Origin of the sequence: Corynebacterium sp. HMSC08D02, assembly GCF_001807505.1 — a bacterium.
Lineage (GTDB): Bacteria > Actinomycetota > Actinomycetes > Mycobacteriales > Mycobacteriaceae > Corynebacterium > Corynebacterium pseudogenitalium.
Genome location: NZ_KV789243.1, coordinates 1 through 15870 on the forward strand (window position 1 = coordinate 1; position 15870 = coordinate 15870).

Consider the following 15870-nt stretch of genomic DNA (forward strand, 5'->3'; position numbering starts at 1 on the left):
TCAAAACACCACTGCCACCAAACAGGGGGGACACATGTCAACGCATGAAGAACCGTACGAAAAAACCCTGGCCTCCGAACCGGAGACCAGGGTAAACCTGTGGAGCATAGGAGAATCGAACTCCTGACATCCTGCTTGCAAAGCAGGTGCTCTACCAACTGAGCTAATGCCCCTTTTGTTCCTGTGGGCCTAGCAAGAATCGAACTTGCGACCTCATCGTTATCAGCGATGCGCTCTAACCGACTGAGCTATAGGCCCTGGGAACGAGAAGTAAGATTACCTACCACTATAACCTTTGACAAATCGCCAGTACAAGCGGTGTTTTTATAGTTGTTATAGCGGTAGGTATCGCACGGCTATCGCGCCCTGTTGGACATCACCAGGGTGACGCCGCCGACCAGGTCCGCGATGGCGTTGTAGAGCAACGCCGTCAGCGGGGCCATCACCGCGATGAACACCACGCCGATGAGCCCGAAGAGGCCGGCCGCGGACATGACCAGGGTGGCGTCGATAACTTGGTCGCCGCCGACGCCACTGACCAGCGAGTTCAAGGAGTCAATGACCCCTGTCTGCGCGAGGCCGTAGTAGACGATGGCCGCGCCCAGCATCCACGCGACGAAGCCGACGAGGGCGAGGATTGTCGCCACCTTAAACACGGAGGCGACACCCACGCGCCGCACCACTATCTTGCGGGCGGCCATGGTTTACTCCCCATCCTTCGGCGAGGAAGAGATGGACGAAGAGGTCTGCTCCTTGGCTTCCTCAATCGTCTTCTCGCCCTTGGCAACCGCGGTCGCCTCCTCTTCGCCCTGCTCCTCGACGTTCTTGTCGATGGCCAGCAGCTCAACGTCATCCGCGAGGTCGACGAGGCGGACGCCCATCGTGGCGCGGGAGGACGGACGGATCTGGTTGACCTCGGTGCGGATCACGCCGCCGGCGGAGGTGATGGCGAAGATCTGGTCTTCCTCATCGACCGCCAGGGCGCCGATCAGCTTGCCGCGCTTCGGGGTGTACTTGAAGGTCATCACGCCCATGCCGCCACGGCCCTGGGTGTTGTACTCCTCGATCGTGGTGCGCTTGCCGTAGCCGCCAGCGGTGGCGACGAGCAGGAACTCGCCGTCCTGGACCACGGTCATCGCGAGCAGCTTGTCGTCGCCGCGGAAGCGCATGCCCTTCACTCCGGCGGTCGCGCGGCCCATTGGGCGCAGCTGGTCGTCGTCGGCGGTGAAGCGGATGGCCTGGCCCTGCTCAGAGACGAGCAGCAGGTCGTCTTCCTCGCCTGCCAGTGCGGCGCCGATCAGGGCGTCGCCCTCGTTGAGGTTGATCGCGATGAGGCCCGCCGAGCGCGCCGACTCGTAGTCGGTCAGGCGGGACTTCTTCACGCGGCCGTCGCGGGTGGCCAGGACCAGGTACGGGGCGTCCTCGTAGGACTGGATCTGGATGACCTGCGCGATGCGCTCCTCCGGCTGGAACTCCAGCAGGTTCGCCACGTGCTGGCCGCGAGCGGTGCGGCCCGCCTCCGGCAGCTCGTAGGCCTTGAGGCGGTACACGCGGCCGAAGTTGGTGAAGAACAGGATCCAGTCGTGGGTGGAGCAGATGAAGAAGTGCTTCACCACGTCGTCCTGCTTCAGTTCCGCGCCGCGGACACCCTTGCCGCCGCGCTTCTGCGACTTGTACGCATCCACCTTCGTGCGCTTCGCGTAGCCGGTAGAGGTGATGGTGACCACGACGTTCTCGCGCGCGATGAGGTCCTCCTCGGTCACATCGCCGGTTGCGGCCACGATCTGGGTGCGGCGCTCGTCGCCATACTTTTCGACGATCTCACGCAGCTCGTTGCCAACGATCTCTCGCTGGCGCTCCGGACGGGCCAAGATGTCCTTGTAGTCGGCAATCTTGCGCTCGATCTCGGCCAAATCGTCGACGATCTTCTGGCGCTCCAGCGCTGCCAGGCGGCGCAGCTGCATTGCCAGGATTTCGTTGGCCTGGATCTCGTCGACGTCGAGAAGCTTGATCAGGCCCTGGCGGGCGTCGTCAACCGTTGGCGAGCGACGGATCAGGGCGATGACCTCGTCCAACGCATCGAGCGCCTTGACCAAGCCGCGCAGGATGTGGGCGCGCTTCTCGGCCTCATCCAGGCGGAACTTGGTGCGGCGAACGATGACGTCGATCTGGTGCTTGACGTAGTAGCGCAGCATCTGGTCGAGGCGCAGCGTGCGCGGCACGCCGTCGACGATGGAGAGCATGTTCGCGGAGAAGTTCGTCTCCAGCTGCGAGTGCTTGTACAGGTTATTGAGCACCACTCGAGGAACTGCGTCGCGCTTCAGCGTGACCACGATGCGCATGCCCACGCGGTCAGAGGACTCGTCCTCGATCTTGGAGATGCCCACCATCTTGCCCGCGGTGACCTGCTCCGCAATGTTGTGGATGAAGTTATCCGGGTTGACCTGGTACGGCAGCTCCGTAATCGTGATGACCTGGCGGTTGCCGATCTCCTCGATCTCGGTCACACCACGCATGCGGATGGAACCGCGGCCCGTGGTGTAGGCATCCTTGATGCCCTGATCGCCGACGATGAGGCCGGCCGTCGGAAAGTCCGGGCCCTTCACTCGCTCCATCACCGCGTCGAGCGCCGCCTGCTCATCCGCGTCGTAGTTGTCGAGCATCCAGTAGATAGCCTCCGCCAACTCGTTCAAGTTGTGTGGCGGAATGTTGGTGGCCATGCCGACGGCGATACCGTTCGAGCCGTTCATCAGCAGGTTCGGCACACGCGACGGCAGCACGTCCGGCTCGCGGGTCTTGCCGTCGTAGTTCGGGGAGAACTCCACGGCGTCCTCGCGGATGTCGCGGACCATCTCCATCGCCAGCGGCGTCATCTTGCACTCGGTGTAACGCATGGCCGCTGGGCCGTCGTTACCCGGGGAACCGAAGTTACCCTGGCCGTCCACCAGCGGGTAGCGCATCGCCCAAGGCTGAGCCATGCGCACCAGCGTGTCGTAAATGGCGCTGTCGCCGTGCGGGTGGAAGTTACCCATCGTGTCAGCGACAGGCTTGGCACTCTTCACGTACGAACGCTCGGGGCGGTAGCCGTGGTCGTACATCGCATAAATGATGCGGCGGTGCACCGGCTTCATGCCATCGCGAACATCCGGGAGCGCACGGCCGACGATCACGCTCATCGCGTAATCGATGTAGCTGGTCTGCATCTCCTCATTGATGTCAATGGGCTGGATGGCGTCGGAACCGCCGCCACCTAGAGTGTCATCACTCATTGCTCACCTTTCGTCAAACATTGGTTCCTACCGATTCTAGCGCCTTGTACACCGAATCACCCCTGCGCCGTGGTATCACTCTGATACCATCACGGCATGGCTATGACGCTACGACTCAGCACAGACGAAGACACAGCCCTCATCATGCTCGCCTCCGCATGGGGCTGCTCCAAGCAAGAGGCCGCCCGCCGCGCCATCGTCACCGCCGCCTCCCGCCTTCTTGACGACGCCACCATTACCAACCTCGCCCGCACCACCCTGCAGGAATACGCCCACACCGAACGCCGCATCCGGCAGGCCCGCGATGCGTAGCTTAAGCAGTGAGCAGCTGCTGGCCATCGCCGACGAATGCGCGCATATATATAAGGTGCGAATACGTTCCTTCGCCGCACTATGCGCCTGCGCCGCCGTCCCCGGCGCCCACCTCCACGGCGTGCCCGTCTACGACACCGCACACGCCGCCGCCCGCGGCCTCGCCGACACGATCCGGGCCCTGTGCCCCCTGACCGGAGCCAACGACGCCTTCGCTGACGTCGCCGGCACCACCTATTTGCGGTGGGTCGAGGAAGCGTAATCGCGTACTTTCTCCTACACTGGCAACTATTTACACGGACCATTAGAGAACACTTGGTGGAGGAACAATGAACGCTACAAAGTACACCGCTGTACTGGCAACCACCGCAGCGCTGATCGGCGCCGGCCTGGCCGCGCCGCAGCTGCGCGCGGAAGAGACCGCTGCTGCGTCTGATTCGGCGTCTGCGGCGTCTCAGTCTCAGGAGGCGCGCGAATGGCGCGACGCCGAAATCACCGCAGGCGACACCATCACCGTCGAACCGAGCGTCCCCCTCCCCGAGGGCGCCAAGGCAGTCGGCCCGACCAGCATCGACGGCTGGAAGCTGACCACCGACGAGAAAACCGGCGCTGTGACCATCGAGGCCGCACCGAAACTGCGCCCTGGTCAGGGACTGCGCTACCGCGTCTTAGTGCTCTTCGCCGACAAAACCACGGCCACCTACGACGCCGAAGTGACCGTCGTTCCCGGCGGAAACAACAACGCCAACACCTCCACTATCGAGTACAAGGACTCGCTCGTCCAGCCAAAGGAGAGCGTCACCGTCACGCCTACCGGCAAGTTCCCGCAGGGTACGAAGTTCTACCTCAACAGCGACAAAATTGAGAAGTGGGACGTCAGCGTCGAGGAGGCCACCGGCGCCGTCACCGTCAAGGCCGGCGATATTGGATATGGTTCCTGGATCTCCATCCCAGTTCGCGCCGAGTTTCCCGACGGCTCCTCCGACGTCAAGCACGCCAAAGTATCCGTCGCCGACAAGCACGGCAACACCACCCCGTCATCCGACCGCCTCGCCGCGAAGCACACCCCGTCCTACCCAACGGAGCAGATCGCGGGCAACGAAACAGCCACCGTCAAGCAGACGGCTGAGCTGCCGGAAGGCACCACGTTCAAGATCGTCGGCGAGTCCAAGCTATGGGACCTGTCTATCGACGCCACCAACGGCACCATCACCGCGAAGCCAAAGGAGCCGCTCGCTGCCGGTGCAGTCGTGAATGTGCCTGTCATCGTCACCTACTCCGACGACTCCCAAGACTTCGTACAAGCCAAGGTCGAGGTGACCAAGGACCCCGTCTGGCAGTCCAGCAAGGCCAACGTCGATTATCCAGTGACCAATACGCCCGCTGATGAGACCGCCACCATCACTCCTGCACTCAAAGATGTGCCGGACGGCACCAAGTTCGCCATGAACGCAACGCCACCAACGGGATGGGAGATCAGCATTGAGCCATCGACCGGTGTGGTGACCGTCAAAACCCCAGAGGGCACCCGCGCAGGCACCCAGATCAACGTGCCTATCCGCGTCGAGTTCCCCGACGGTTCCCGCACCGTCACCAGCGCCGTCGTCCTCTTCGAGGCGCCAACCAATCCCGAGTCCGAAAAGTTCAAGGTGACCTACAAGGACGTGACCATCAAGGCCGGCGAGAACCACGTGTTCAAACCAGCTGAATCCCTGCCGACCGGTGCCATCGTCAACGGCCCGAAGAACCAGAGCGTCAACGGTGTGAAGGTCAATACCGACAAGGACGGCGCTGTCTCCGTTGAAGTACCAAGCCACGCCCGTGACTTCGACTTCACGGTTCCCCTCGAGATCTACTTCCGCGACGGCTCCAAGCAGGAGACGAAATTCCACGTCACCGTGAAGGCAAAGGAGACGACTACTCCGACGACCTCCACCAAGGAGTCCACGCCGACTTCGGAGGAGTCCGCCCCGCGGACAACCGACCCGTCAACGACTACGCCGACGACTTCGGACAAGACGACCGAGCCGACCACGTCCGCGCCGCGGACAACCGAGAAGTCCACCACCCCGGAGACGACCACCCCGGCCACGTCGACTACCAAGGCAACGCCAACAACCAAGGCAACGACGACCACGAAGGAGTCCGCGCCGCGGACAAGCGAAGAGGCGTCGACAAGTGAGACGACTCCAACGACCTCGACGAAGCCTTCGAGGCCACAGAATGAGACGACCAAGATTGAGTACGCGCGCACGCCGGTGCATGCGGGCGAGTCCGTGACGCTGAAGCCGAAGGGCGAATTCCCGGCGGGCACGAAGTTCAACGGGCCGAGCGGGTCGCAGCAAGGATGGTCCGCCACCACGAACAGTCAGACTGGTGAGATTCGAATTACTGCACCAGCGGACGCGACGGTTGGTACCACTGTGAGCTTCCCTGTCACCGTGGTCTTCCCAGACAAGTCAAGGCAGATTCACGAAGTCACCGTCTACGTAGAGCGCACCACCACGGCGCCGTCCACCAGCGAGCAGCCGACCAGCGAGCAGCCGACGAGCACCACGACGCCAGCAAAGCCGAAGGAGTCCCAGGCGGACAAGACCGACGTCGACTTTGAAAACCAGAAGGTGAACGCTGGCGGCACGATCGTGCAGCGCCCGAGCGGCAACGCTCCTGCAGGCACCAAGTTCACGGGCCCGAACGGTACGTACGACGGTTGGAAGTTCGCCACTGACCCGAGCACGGGTGAGGTCACGATTACGCCTCCGGCGGACGCGAAGCCTGGCGCTTCCATCGACTACACCGTCACCGCGACGTTCCCCGACTGGTCGACGAAGGACTACAAGCTGAAGGCCACGGTTGAGGGCGGAGTGGACGACGATAAGGGTGGTGACACGGGCTCGAGCTCAGGCTCCAGCAGCTCCTCCTCGAACGAGGAGGGCTCGAGCACGGGTGCGACCATCGGCATCGTGGTTGGCGTGCTCGCGCTGCTCGGTCTGCTGGCCGGCACGGCGAACTATGTGCTGCAGTACGTCGACATCAACGCGCTGCTTCGCTAACACCGTTCGCGCGGGGACGATATTCTAAGCACTATGAAGAAAATGAGTGCTCTCGTCCTCGCCGGCGGGCTTGCGGCGTCGCTGATCGTCGCGCCGCAAGCCACCACCGCTCCATCGGGGTCCTCCGGATCCTCCAAACCGACGCCGGTGATCACGCCGACCGTCACCCCACCGAAGCAGCCACCGCTCGGCAGCGTGTACACGGGCTCGGCGCCGGTCTCGCTGACCATCGCGGCGCTGCTCACCCTGCTGGTCGGCCAAGTAATTGTCGACGCCGTCCCCCCACTGCGCGCAGCCGTCGACGACCTCGCGCGCCAAGCCGGGCTCTCGGGCGTGATGGGATCCTCGCAGGGTAACCGCATTTTCGATTTCTCCAAGATCGACCTCAACGAGCTGCAGAAGATGCTGCCCAAGGTCTAAACCCCACCCCAAGTATGTAACCGCTGTGACTCATGATAAGTTTGTTCCTGTTGTGGTTACAGTGTCCTGTGTGACTGCTGTGGCGGAAGAGCCGCAACGCTCAACGTAACAATGCGACCTGCCGGGGGGCAGGTCGCATTTGTCATACAATCAACGGCATGGAAACACCACAAGGACTCAACGCACTGCTGCACAATGGGCGCCGCCCAGGAATCGTCGACGCGCTCGCCGGAGTGGTCGACCAGACCGTCGCAGACCAAAGCGGACTCACCGGCATGGCGCTGCGCTCCGCAATCGCGGGCGTAAAGAAAGTCGACGCCCGGATCCTGCACAAAGGCATCAACACCGTACTCCCCCAGCTGCTCGAGCAGCTCAACCCCCGCTGGGAAGACTACAAAAACAGCGACCACGCCGCCTTTGGCGAATACCTCGCACAACACGAAGACGACGTGGTCACAGAACTCGTCTCACTCGGCGACAACCTCCGCGACTCCATGCCAGCCGGCGTACAGAAGATCTACGCCACCTTCCGCAGCAAGGCCGCCAAAATTGTGGGGCCTGCGTTGCCGCGGATCGGAGAGGTCGTCGAAAAGCAGATGGAAGGCTAGACGTCCAGGAAGCGGACGTCCTTCGCCTTGCGGGTGATGAAGGAGCGGCGAGCCGCCACATCATCGCCCATCAGGATGCTGAACAGCTCATCAGCGCGCTGGGCATCCTCCACATCAACGCGACGCAGAATACGGTGATCCCGGTCAAGCGTGGTCTCCCACAGCTCGCTCGGGTTCATCTCACCCAGACCCTTGTAGCGCTGGATGCCGTCATCCGTGTTGATCTTACGGCCGGCCTCCAGGCCCTCCGCGAGCAACTGGTCACGCTCCGCGTCGGAGAAGGCGTAACCAGGCTCGCCCTTCGCCCACTTCAGCTTGTAGAGCGGCGGGTTCGCCAGATAGACGTGGCCCTCCTCGATGAGCTCCGGCATGAAACGGAACAGCAGGGTGAGCAGCAGCGTCGCGATGTGCTGGCCGTCGACGTCAGCATCCGCCATCAGCACAATCTTGTGGTAGCGCAGCTTCGAAATGTCGAACTCTTCGTGAATACCCGTACCCAGCGCGGTGATGATCGCCTGGACCTCCGCGTTCTTCAACACGCGGTCCATGCGGGCCTTCTCCACGTTCAGGATCTTGCCGCGCAGCGGGAGAATCGCCTGGTACATCGAGTCGCGGCCCTGCTTCGCCGAACCACCTGCTGAGTCGCCCTCAACAATGAACAGCTCGGACAGCTTCGGGTCCTTCGAACGGCAGTCCGCCAACTTACCCGGCAGGCCACCCAAGTCCGTCGCCGACTTACGACGCACCAAGTCACGCGCCTTGCGCGCCGCCTGACGCGCCTGCGACGACGACACAGCCTTCGAAATAATGGCCTTCGCCTCCGCCGGGTTGGCATCAAACCAATCCGACAGATTCTCGTTCACGGCGCGCTGCACGAAGCCCTTCACCTCGGTATTGCCGAGCTTCGTCTTCGTCTGGCCCTCAAACTGCGGGTCCGCCACGCGGACAGACACCACGGCCGCGAGACCCTCACGGCAGTCATCACCAGTGAGGTTCGGCTCCTTGTCCTTCAGCAGCTTATGGTCACGCGCGTAGCGGTTCATCAGCGTGGTCAACGCCGCACGGAAACCCTCCTCGTGCGTACCGCCCTCATGCGTATTAATGGTGTTCGCGAACGTGTGCACAGACTCCTTAAACGAGCTGTTCCACTGCATCGCCACCTCAGCCTCAAGGCCGTCACCCTTCTGGTCAAAGCCCACGATCGTCGGGTGGATCGCCGTCTTCGACTTATTCAGGTAGTTGACGTAATCAATCAGGCCATCCGGGTAGTGGTACGTGACCTTCTTCTCGCGCTTCTTCGGGGCAGCAGATGTGTCACCCTCGGTGGCGTCGTCAAACGAGTCCGAGCCAACCGCAGCGGCCGTCTCACCCTCCTCCGCGATCGCCTCGAGCTCAAGCTCCTCCTCGGAGACGCGCTCATCCTTCAGCGTGATGGTCAGGCCCTTGTTCAGGAACGCCATCTCCTGCAGACGACGCGCGATCGTGTCCCACTTAAACTCCGTGGTCTCAAAAATCTCCGGGTCCGGCCAGAAACGAATCGCCGTACCCGTGCCGCGGGCATTGCCGCCCTCCTCCAGAGGCTCCGGCTGCGCGTCCACAAACCGCTGGTACCAGTGCTTGCCATCGCGCTTAATGTCCGCCTCCACGCGCGTGGACAGCGCGTTCACCACGGAAATACCCACACCGTGCAAGCCACCCGACACCGCGTACGACTCCGAGTCGAACTTACCGCCCGCGTGCAGCTGCGTCATCACGACCTGCACCGTCGGCGCACCAGACGGGTGCATCTCCACCGGAATACCACGACCATTATCGACGACCTCTACGCCGCCATCCGCGAGCAGAGTCACATCGACGCGATCGGCATAGCCCGCCATCGCCTCATCGACCGAGTTATCCACGACCTCCCACACCAAGTGGTGCAGGCCACGCTCGCCGGTCGACCCAATGTACATACCTGGGCGCTTCCGGACGGCCTCAAGGCCCTCGAGGATAGTAATCGACGACGCGTCATAATGAGGTTGTTGATCAGCCACTGGAAAAGACGCTCCTCCTGAAAAATGTCATTAACCCGTCCCATCTTACACGTAAAACAGGACACCAAACCCCACGACTACCCGTACGTGTCCCTCGGACCCCGCCCCTTCACGTGCAGCGGACCATAGCGCCAACTCTTCACCCGCGGCCCATAAATGTGCAGCTTCCGGATCACATCCGGACCCACCTTCTCCGCGATCGCGCGCAGCACCGTCGACTGCATGTACTTCAGCTGCGTCGCCCACGCCGTCGTCGTGCAGGTGATGAAGACCTCGCCATCCTTAATCATCTCCACCTTCGTATGCTCCGCGATCGTGGCGCCGACCAGGCCCTCCCAGTTGCCCATCACCCAGCCGTACGCCATGTTCTCCGTCCAATCGCGCTTCCGGATCTCCTTACCCAGCAGCGACGAAAACGACTTCACCTTGTAACTCCGCGGCAACGCCCGGCCATCCTTGCCCGTCGGGCGGCCCCGCTCCAGCCACGGCCTGCGCTCCTCCTGCTCAAAGTGCAAGCCCGGCACCGTAATATCCTTCACCGGACGGCCCTTGCCCTGGCTGCGGCGCGGCACCACGCTCGCGCCCTGCTTCGACAAATCCGGCAACCGCCCGCCACGCCGCTTCGCCGTGCGCCGCAGCTGATCAAAGGTGGTGCCCACCAAGTCACGCTCGCTCAATATGGGACACCCCCTCCTCCATCCGCACGTGATACCGCGCCGTCACCGCCCCATCAAGGTTGCCCGGCAAGTCATCCCCGACCGCCGCCGTAATCAGCACCTGCTCCGCCGATTCCGCCACGTGCACCAACCGCTCACGGCGCTTCGCGTCCAACTCCGCAAACACATCATCCAGAATCAGCACCGGATCCGTGCCCTCACCAGCCAACAAGCGGTACTCCGCCAAGTGCATACTCAGCGCAAAGGACCACGTCTCCCCATGCGACGCGTACCCCTTCGCCGGCTGCTGACCCAGCATCAACACCAAATCATCCCGGTGCGGCCCCACCAGCGTTGAGCCACGCTCAATTTCCTCTTTTCGACGCCTCCCCAACTCCGACAACATCGCCGCCTCCAACACCTGCGGATCCCGCGACGCCTCCCCCGTCAACTCCAACACCGCCCGATCCAGCGTCGACGCGTACTCCACCGACGCCGCACGCGACTCCGGCGCCACCGACGCATAAGACTCCGTGATGGGGTCGGAGAGGGCGTCGACAAGCAAAAGCCTGCCCGCCAGCACCTGCGCACCATAGCGCGCCAACTGCGCATCCCACGCATCCAACGTGCTCAACGCACCCGCGCCCGCCGCATCCCCATAACCGCGGCGCAGCGCCATATTCTGCGAACGCAACAACGCGTTACGCTGGCGCAACACCTTGTCATAATCCGCCTTCGCCCCACCATGACGCGGCGTACGCACCGCCGCCAACGCATCCAAAAACCGGCGACGATCCCCCGGCTCCCCATTCACCAACCGCAAATCCTCCGGCGAAAACATCACCGTCCGCAACACACCCAGCAACTCACGCGCCGACTTCAACCGCGTCCTATTAATCTGCGCCTGATTCGCCCCACTCGCCTTAATCAACACATGAGTAGTCAGCGCGCGCCCCTCATTCACCGTCGTCGCCGACACGCGCGCATCACTCGCCCCCGAATGAATCAGCGGAGCGTCCGTGGCCACCCGGTGACTCCCGAGCATCGACGTATACCGCACCGCCTCCACAATGTTCGTCTTCCCGTGCCCATTGCGACCCGAAAACACCGTGACGCCCGGCTCCAAATCCACATGCAACTCCCGCCACGAACGGAAATCACGCAGGTCAAGCTCCGAAACGTACATCGCGGTAAACTAGCCCGGCAGGCGAACCGGCATCAACAAATACGTGAAATTCGTCTCCGGCGTCGGGAACAACCCATCATCGCCCTTCTCCGGCAACGACTCCGGCTCCGGAATCATAATCGCCGGACGCGACGACTCCGTAAACCCAAACACCGCACGATCCGTCCCAATCACCGACAAACCATCACGCAAATAACCAGCATTAAACGCAATCAGCAGCTCATCCTCCCCCACAAACTGCGCAGGAATCGACTCCGACGCCTCACCCGAATCAGCCCCCGACGCAAACAACGTCACCTGACCCTCCGAAAAATGCAACCTCAACTGCGCATTCCGATCCGCCACCAACGACACACGGCGAATCGCCTCCAACAACGGAGCCACCTCCACCGACGCCATCGACGTATGCGCCTTCGGCAACAACGGCTGCACATTCGGGAAATCCGCATCCAACATGCGCGTCGTCGTCTCACGATTGCCCGCATGCAAACCAAACAAGCCGTCCGCGCCCACATTATCGACGCCACCAACGGCAATCTGCACCGGCTCCTCCAACTGCGTATCCAACGTCCGCGCGTTATCCAACAACGTCTTCGCCGGCACCAACAGCTTCGCCCGCACCCCCTCACCAGCAGGCGACCACTCCAACGAACGCAACGCCAACCGGAAACGGTCCGTCGCCGTCAAATGCAACGTCGAACCCTCCACCTCAATGTGGATACCGGTCAGCATCGGCAACGTGTCATCCTTACCCGCCGCGGCAGCCACCTGCATCACCGCACCACTCAGGTCCTCCGAACCGATCGTGCCCGTCACCTCAGGCAACTGCGGCAACTGCGGATAATCGTCCAACGGCATCAGAGGCAACTCGAAGTGGGCGGAGCCGCCGTCGAGAAGCAACTTTGTGTCACTCGTAGAAACCTCAACCGGCTGATTCGGCATATTCGCAACAATGTCAGACAACAACTTGCCCGCCACCGCCACGCGACCAGGCGTATCCACCTCAGCCGCAATCCGCACCCGCGACGACACCTCATAATCGAAGCCCGCGAACTCCAAACCCTCATCCGACGCCGTAATCAACACCGCGCGAAGAATCGGCTGCGTGTTCTTCGTAGGCAACATCCGAGCAACCCACGCCACCGCGTCCGACAGGTCCTCCTTGTGCACGCGGAAGGAAACGTTGGAATTCAAGTTGTCTTGGATGTCCGCCATAGTGACACGGGCTCCTTGCAGTACGTAGAGATTCTTGTAATTACGTACTCACTCTAGGCGGGGACGCGCTTTTTGTCATTCGAGTTTTCACACGCCTGGCTCATGGCTTTTTGGGGCGTCGGTCGTTTGTGCGCCGTTCTGCACAGGTCCCCTTTCTACTCTAGGAATTACAAGTAAAAACCTTGGGAACAACAATAAATCCTGTGCAATCTGTGGAATTACACGAATTCGCCGTGGTCGGAACGCGAAAACAGGGTGTGCAATTGCCTGTGGAAGAAATGTGGATAACTCCGGGCGCTTGTGGATAGATTTTCTGTCACTTGATCTGTGCACAACTCAGGAAGGGTTTTCCACTGGGGATTCACACGTTATCCACAAGGCCTGTGGTGTGTGATGTGGGTCTCTTTGTGGTGCGGGTCACTTAGGTGTTTCGCCCCTGAATGTGAATTACAGCGGTGTAATTACACAGGTGTGGATAAGTTTGTGGAATGTTTGTTGGGTGGGGGCGAGTGCATTTGGTGTCATCCAAGCGGACCGAGTGACAAAAGACGCAACGTCTTATGGAATAGTCATTCGAAACGCCAGGTACGAAAAGGACTAGATTAAAAGAGGTGCGTCTTTTGTCACTGCCACCCTTCGACGGGACACCAAATTCCTGTTTTTCGGGGGGCGCCTTCAGCGTTTCCCCAGGTCGGGCGCTGGCAGCAAAGGAATGTGGTGTCGCGTGGGTTGCGTGAGTGACAAAGGACGCAACCGACTTTTCGCGACCTGGGCTTTTGTCGAAGTCGGCCGGCAGGATTGCATCCTTTGTCACTCGCTGCCCAATCTCTGCACCAAATTCCTTGTTTTCTGCACGTGGGTTTGGAAAACCCCAGGTCAGAAGATGGTTATGAGGGAATTTGGTGTCTTTGACTCTCGGTGAGGCACCAAATTCCAGGATTTTGGGAAAGTCGCTGAGTAAAACCCCAGGTCAGCATAACTCCGGGAGGGAATTTGGTGCGGGCGACGCCGAGAGCGACGAAAGTTAGCGCAGGGTGCGGGCGCGGGCCTTGATGATTTGGGTCAGTTCCTGGATTTCGTCGTAGGTGCCGCGGTTCTCCGTCATCTCCTTGCGGATCTTGCGGTCCGCGTACATCACGGTGGTGTGGTCCTTGCCGCCGAACTCGTCGCCGATTTTGGGGAGGGAGAGTTCGGTCAGTTCGCGGCACAGGTACATCGCGATCTGGCGGGCGTGCGCCACCTGGCGGGTTTTACCTGCGCCGATGAGCTGGTCCATCGTGACGTTGAAGTACTCGGCGGCGTACTCCTTGATGGTGGAGGCGTTGATGTTGATGTCGCCTTCGTCGGGGAGGATGTCGCGAAGTGCGACTTGGGCGACGTCGAGGGTGATGGGCTCGTCGATAAGGGAAGAGTAGGCAGAGACCCTGATGAGGGCGCCCTCGAGCTCGCGGATCGACGACTCGAATTGTGAGGCGATGAGCTCGAGCACCTGGTGGTCGACCTGCGTGCCGTCGGCGGCCGCCTTCTTCATCAAGATGGCGATGCGGGTTTCCAGGTCTGGTGGCTGGACGTCGGTGATGAGGCCGCCTTCGAAGCGGGTGCGGAGGCGGTCCTCGAGGGTGGTGAGCTGCTTCGGTGGGCGGTCAGACGACAGGATGATCTGCTTATTTGCCTGGTGCAGCGCGTTGAAGGTGTGGAAGAACTCCTCCTGGGTACCTTCCTTGCCCTCGAGGAACTGGATGTCGTCGACCATCAGGATGTCGAGGTTGCGGTAGCGGCGCTTGAAGCTTTCTTGGCGGTCGTCGCGTACGGAGTTGATGTAGTCGTTCGTGAACTCCTCGGAGGAGACGTACTTGATGCGGAGGTTCGGCTGCAGGACCTGCGCGTAGTTGCCGGCGGCGTGCAGCAAGTGCGTCTTGCCGAGGCCAGAGCCACCCCAGATGAACAGGGGGTTGTAGGCGCGGGCAGGGTTCTCGGCGACGGCGACGGCGGCGCCGTTGGCGAAGCGGTTCGAGGAGCCGATGACGAAGTTCTCAAAGGTGTACTTCGGGTTGAGGCTGGTCTCGCGCTCGGGGTCGTGGGCAGGCTTTTCGCGGGGGATTCGCTTAGGGACGGTCGGGTGCGCCGGCGCCTGGTGTTGTTGCTGTTGGCGGGCGTGCATCTCAGCGAGTTCGTCGAGGCCCATTGGGATTTGCTCGCCGGGGGTCATGTGGGCCGGGTCGACGGCCTCGGGGGCAGGCGGAGCTGCCGGAGCTGAAGGCGCTGCCGGAGCTGAAGGCGCCTGGATCGAGACGGCGAGTGTGCAGTGTTTGCCCAGGTGGGAGGCCAGTAGCGCCGTGATGTGCGGCGCGAGGGACTGCTCCACGACCGTTTTTGCGGCGGCGTGGGGGGCGGAGAGGATGGCGTAGCCGTCGACAAGCATGACTGGGCGGACGAGCTGGAGGTAGGCGCGCTCTTGTGGGGTGAGCGTCGGGACCTGTGAGCTGGGCTGCGCGGACAGCGCCAGCAGGTCAGCGACGATGGTGCGCCATAGCGTTTCGATGTCTTGCTCTGCCAACGTCCCGCTTTCCTCCTAATCCGACATGTCATTTAGTGACGTTCGTCACAACTGTGGAATTTCACGTACATTCCACCGCTGTTTCACAGATTTTGTAATTCCAAAACCTGCGTCTCACCAGTATCTTCCACAGACTTGTCCACACCTGTGGATAACTTCGGTGAGTAAGTTGTTCACAGCCTTCCCCCTCCCCTGTGGATAACTTTTCACGGAACTTTTACCGGCTGTGACCTGCTGTAATTACAAATTACGCCGCAAAGTCTCAACCTGTTGTTCACAGTTATCCACAGCGATGTGGAGAAAGAACGTGTGTAATTGTGGTGCTTTATCATTGTTACCCGGTGTGAGCTTGCAATGTCTAACAGCCCGCACGCCACAACCCTGTGGATAACTCGTTTCACGGATGTGATTCACAGGAAATCTCGAACATTGCGTACGCGTGTTGGGAAGTAATCGCGCGTCAGGCCGGTGATAGCGCGGCCCCCGGTGTTCGAAAATATGCAACCACCTGCGCGAAAGTACACCCTTGTAATTACGGGGGTAAACGAATGGACCTGC

Annotated in this window: 12 protein-coding genes and 2 tRNA genes; 5 read left to right on the forward strand and 9 right to left on the reverse strand. The window is 61.4% G+C overall.

Going from position 1 to position 15870, the window contains the following annotated elements; translation table 11 throughout:
- Nucleotides 1–100: 100 nt before the first annotated feature.
- From HMPREF3170_RS05305 to gyrA, 4 genes are all read right to left on the reverse strand, one after another.
- Nucleotides 101–173, reverse strand: a tRNA-Ala gene (locus tag HMPREF3170_RS05305).
- An 11-nt stretch (nt 174–184) separates the two neighbouring features.
- Nucleotides 185–258 (reverse strand) — tRNA-Ile (locus HMPREF3170_RS05310).
- Nucleotides 259–356: 98 nt separating this feature from the next.
- On the reverse strand, nt 357–701 hold the full coding sequence (locus HMPREF3170_RS05315; protein ID WP_070478297.1) for a DUF3566 domain-containing protein: 345 nt from the start codon (nt 699–701) through the stop codon (nt 357–359).
- Between the two features lie 3 nt (nt 702–704).
- Nucleotides 705–3269, reverse strand: a complete 2565-nt coding sequence (gene gyrA / locus HMPREF3170_RS05320) for a DNA gyrase subunit A (RefSeq protein ID WP_070478298.1) — start codon at nt 3267–3269, stop codon at nt 705–707.
- 96 nt (nt 3270–3365) lie between these two features.
- On the opposite strand from gyrA, the gene HMPREF3170_RS05325 reads away from it, so the two are divergent.
- From HMPREF3170_RS05325 to HMPREF3170_RS05345, 5 genes are all read left to right on the forward strand, one after another.
- A complete protein-coding gene (locus HMPREF3170_RS05325) occupies nt 3366–3581 on the forward strand; it encodes a CopG family transcriptional regulator (protein ID WP_070363370.1) in 216 nt (71 codons plus the stop codon).
- Nucleotides 3574–3843, forward strand: a complete 270-nt coding sequence (locus tag HMPREF3170_RS05330; protein ID WP_070363371.1) for a TetR family transcriptional regulator — start codon at nt 3574–3576, stop codon at nt 3841–3843. The genes HMPREF3170_RS05325 and HMPREF3170_RS05330 overlap by 8 nt, the downstream gene beginning before the upstream one ends.
- Nucleotides 3844–3910: 67 nt before the next feature.
- Nucleotides 3911–6634, forward strand: a complete 2724-nt coding sequence (locus HMPREF3170_RS05335; protein WP_070478300.1) for a Rib/alpha-like domain-containing protein — start codon at nt 3911–3913, stop codon at nt 6632–6634.
- Nucleotides 6635–6667: 33 nt separating this feature from the next.
- Nucleotides 6668–7054 carry a hypothetical protein gene (locus HMPREF3170_RS05340; RefSeq protein ID WP_141742212.1) on the forward strand — a complete coding sequence of 129 codons (387 nt, stop codon included), beginning with the start codon at nt 6668–6670 and terminating at the stop codon, nt 7052–7054.
- A gap of 158 nt (nt 7055–7212) precedes the next feature.
- Nucleotides 7213–7662, forward strand: a complete 450-nt coding sequence (locus HMPREF3170_RS05345; RefSeq protein ID WP_070478304.1) for a DUF6918 family protein — start codon at nt 7213–7215, stop codon at nt 7660–7662.
- Here the strand turns inward: HMPREF3170_RS05345 and gyrB are convergent.
- The 5 genes from gyrB to dnaA all read right to left on the reverse strand — a co-directional run bounded on the left by gyrB (nt 7659) and on the right by dnaA (nt 15312).
- Complete coding sequence (gyrB, locus tag HMPREF3170_RS05350; RefSeq protein ID WP_070478306.1) at nt 7659–9698, reverse strand: DNA topoisomerase (ATP-hydrolyzing) subunit B; 2040 nt, start codon at nt 9696–9698, stop codon at nt 7659–7661. The two genes, HMPREF3170_RS05345 and gyrB, sit on opposite strands and share 4 nt — an antisense overlap.
- A 77-nt stretch (nt 9699–9775) precedes the next feature.
- Nucleotides 9776–10378: a DciA family protein gene (locus tag HMPREF3170_RS05355; RefSeq protein WP_141742213.1), complete on the reverse strand. Its 603-nt coding sequence runs from the start codon at nt 10376–10378 to the stop codon at nt 9776–9778.
- Nucleotides 10362–11540: a DNA replication/repair protein RecF gene (gene recF, locus HMPREF3170_RS05360; RefSeq protein ID WP_070478309.1), complete on the reverse strand. Its 1179-nt coding sequence runs from the start codon at nt 11538–11540 to the stop codon at nt 10362–10364. The genes HMPREF3170_RS05355 and recF overlap by 17 nt, the downstream gene beginning before the upstream one ends.
- Nucleotides 11541–11549: 9 nt before the next feature.
- Nucleotides 11550–12755: a DNA polymerase III subunit beta gene (gene dnaN, locus HMPREF3170_RS05365; protein WP_176754797.1), complete on the reverse strand. Its 1206-nt coding sequence runs from the start codon at nt 12753–12755 to the stop codon at nt 11550–11552.
- A gap of 1024 nt (nt 12756–13779) precedes the next feature.
- Nucleotides 13780–15312 (reverse strand): chromosomal replication initiator protein DnaA, encoded by a 1533-nt coding sequence (gene dnaA / locus HMPREF3170_RS05370; RefSeq protein ID WP_070478311.1) that lies wholly within the window; start codon nt 15310–15312, stop codon nt 13780–13782.
- Nucleotides 15313–15870: the final 558 nt, after the last annotated feature.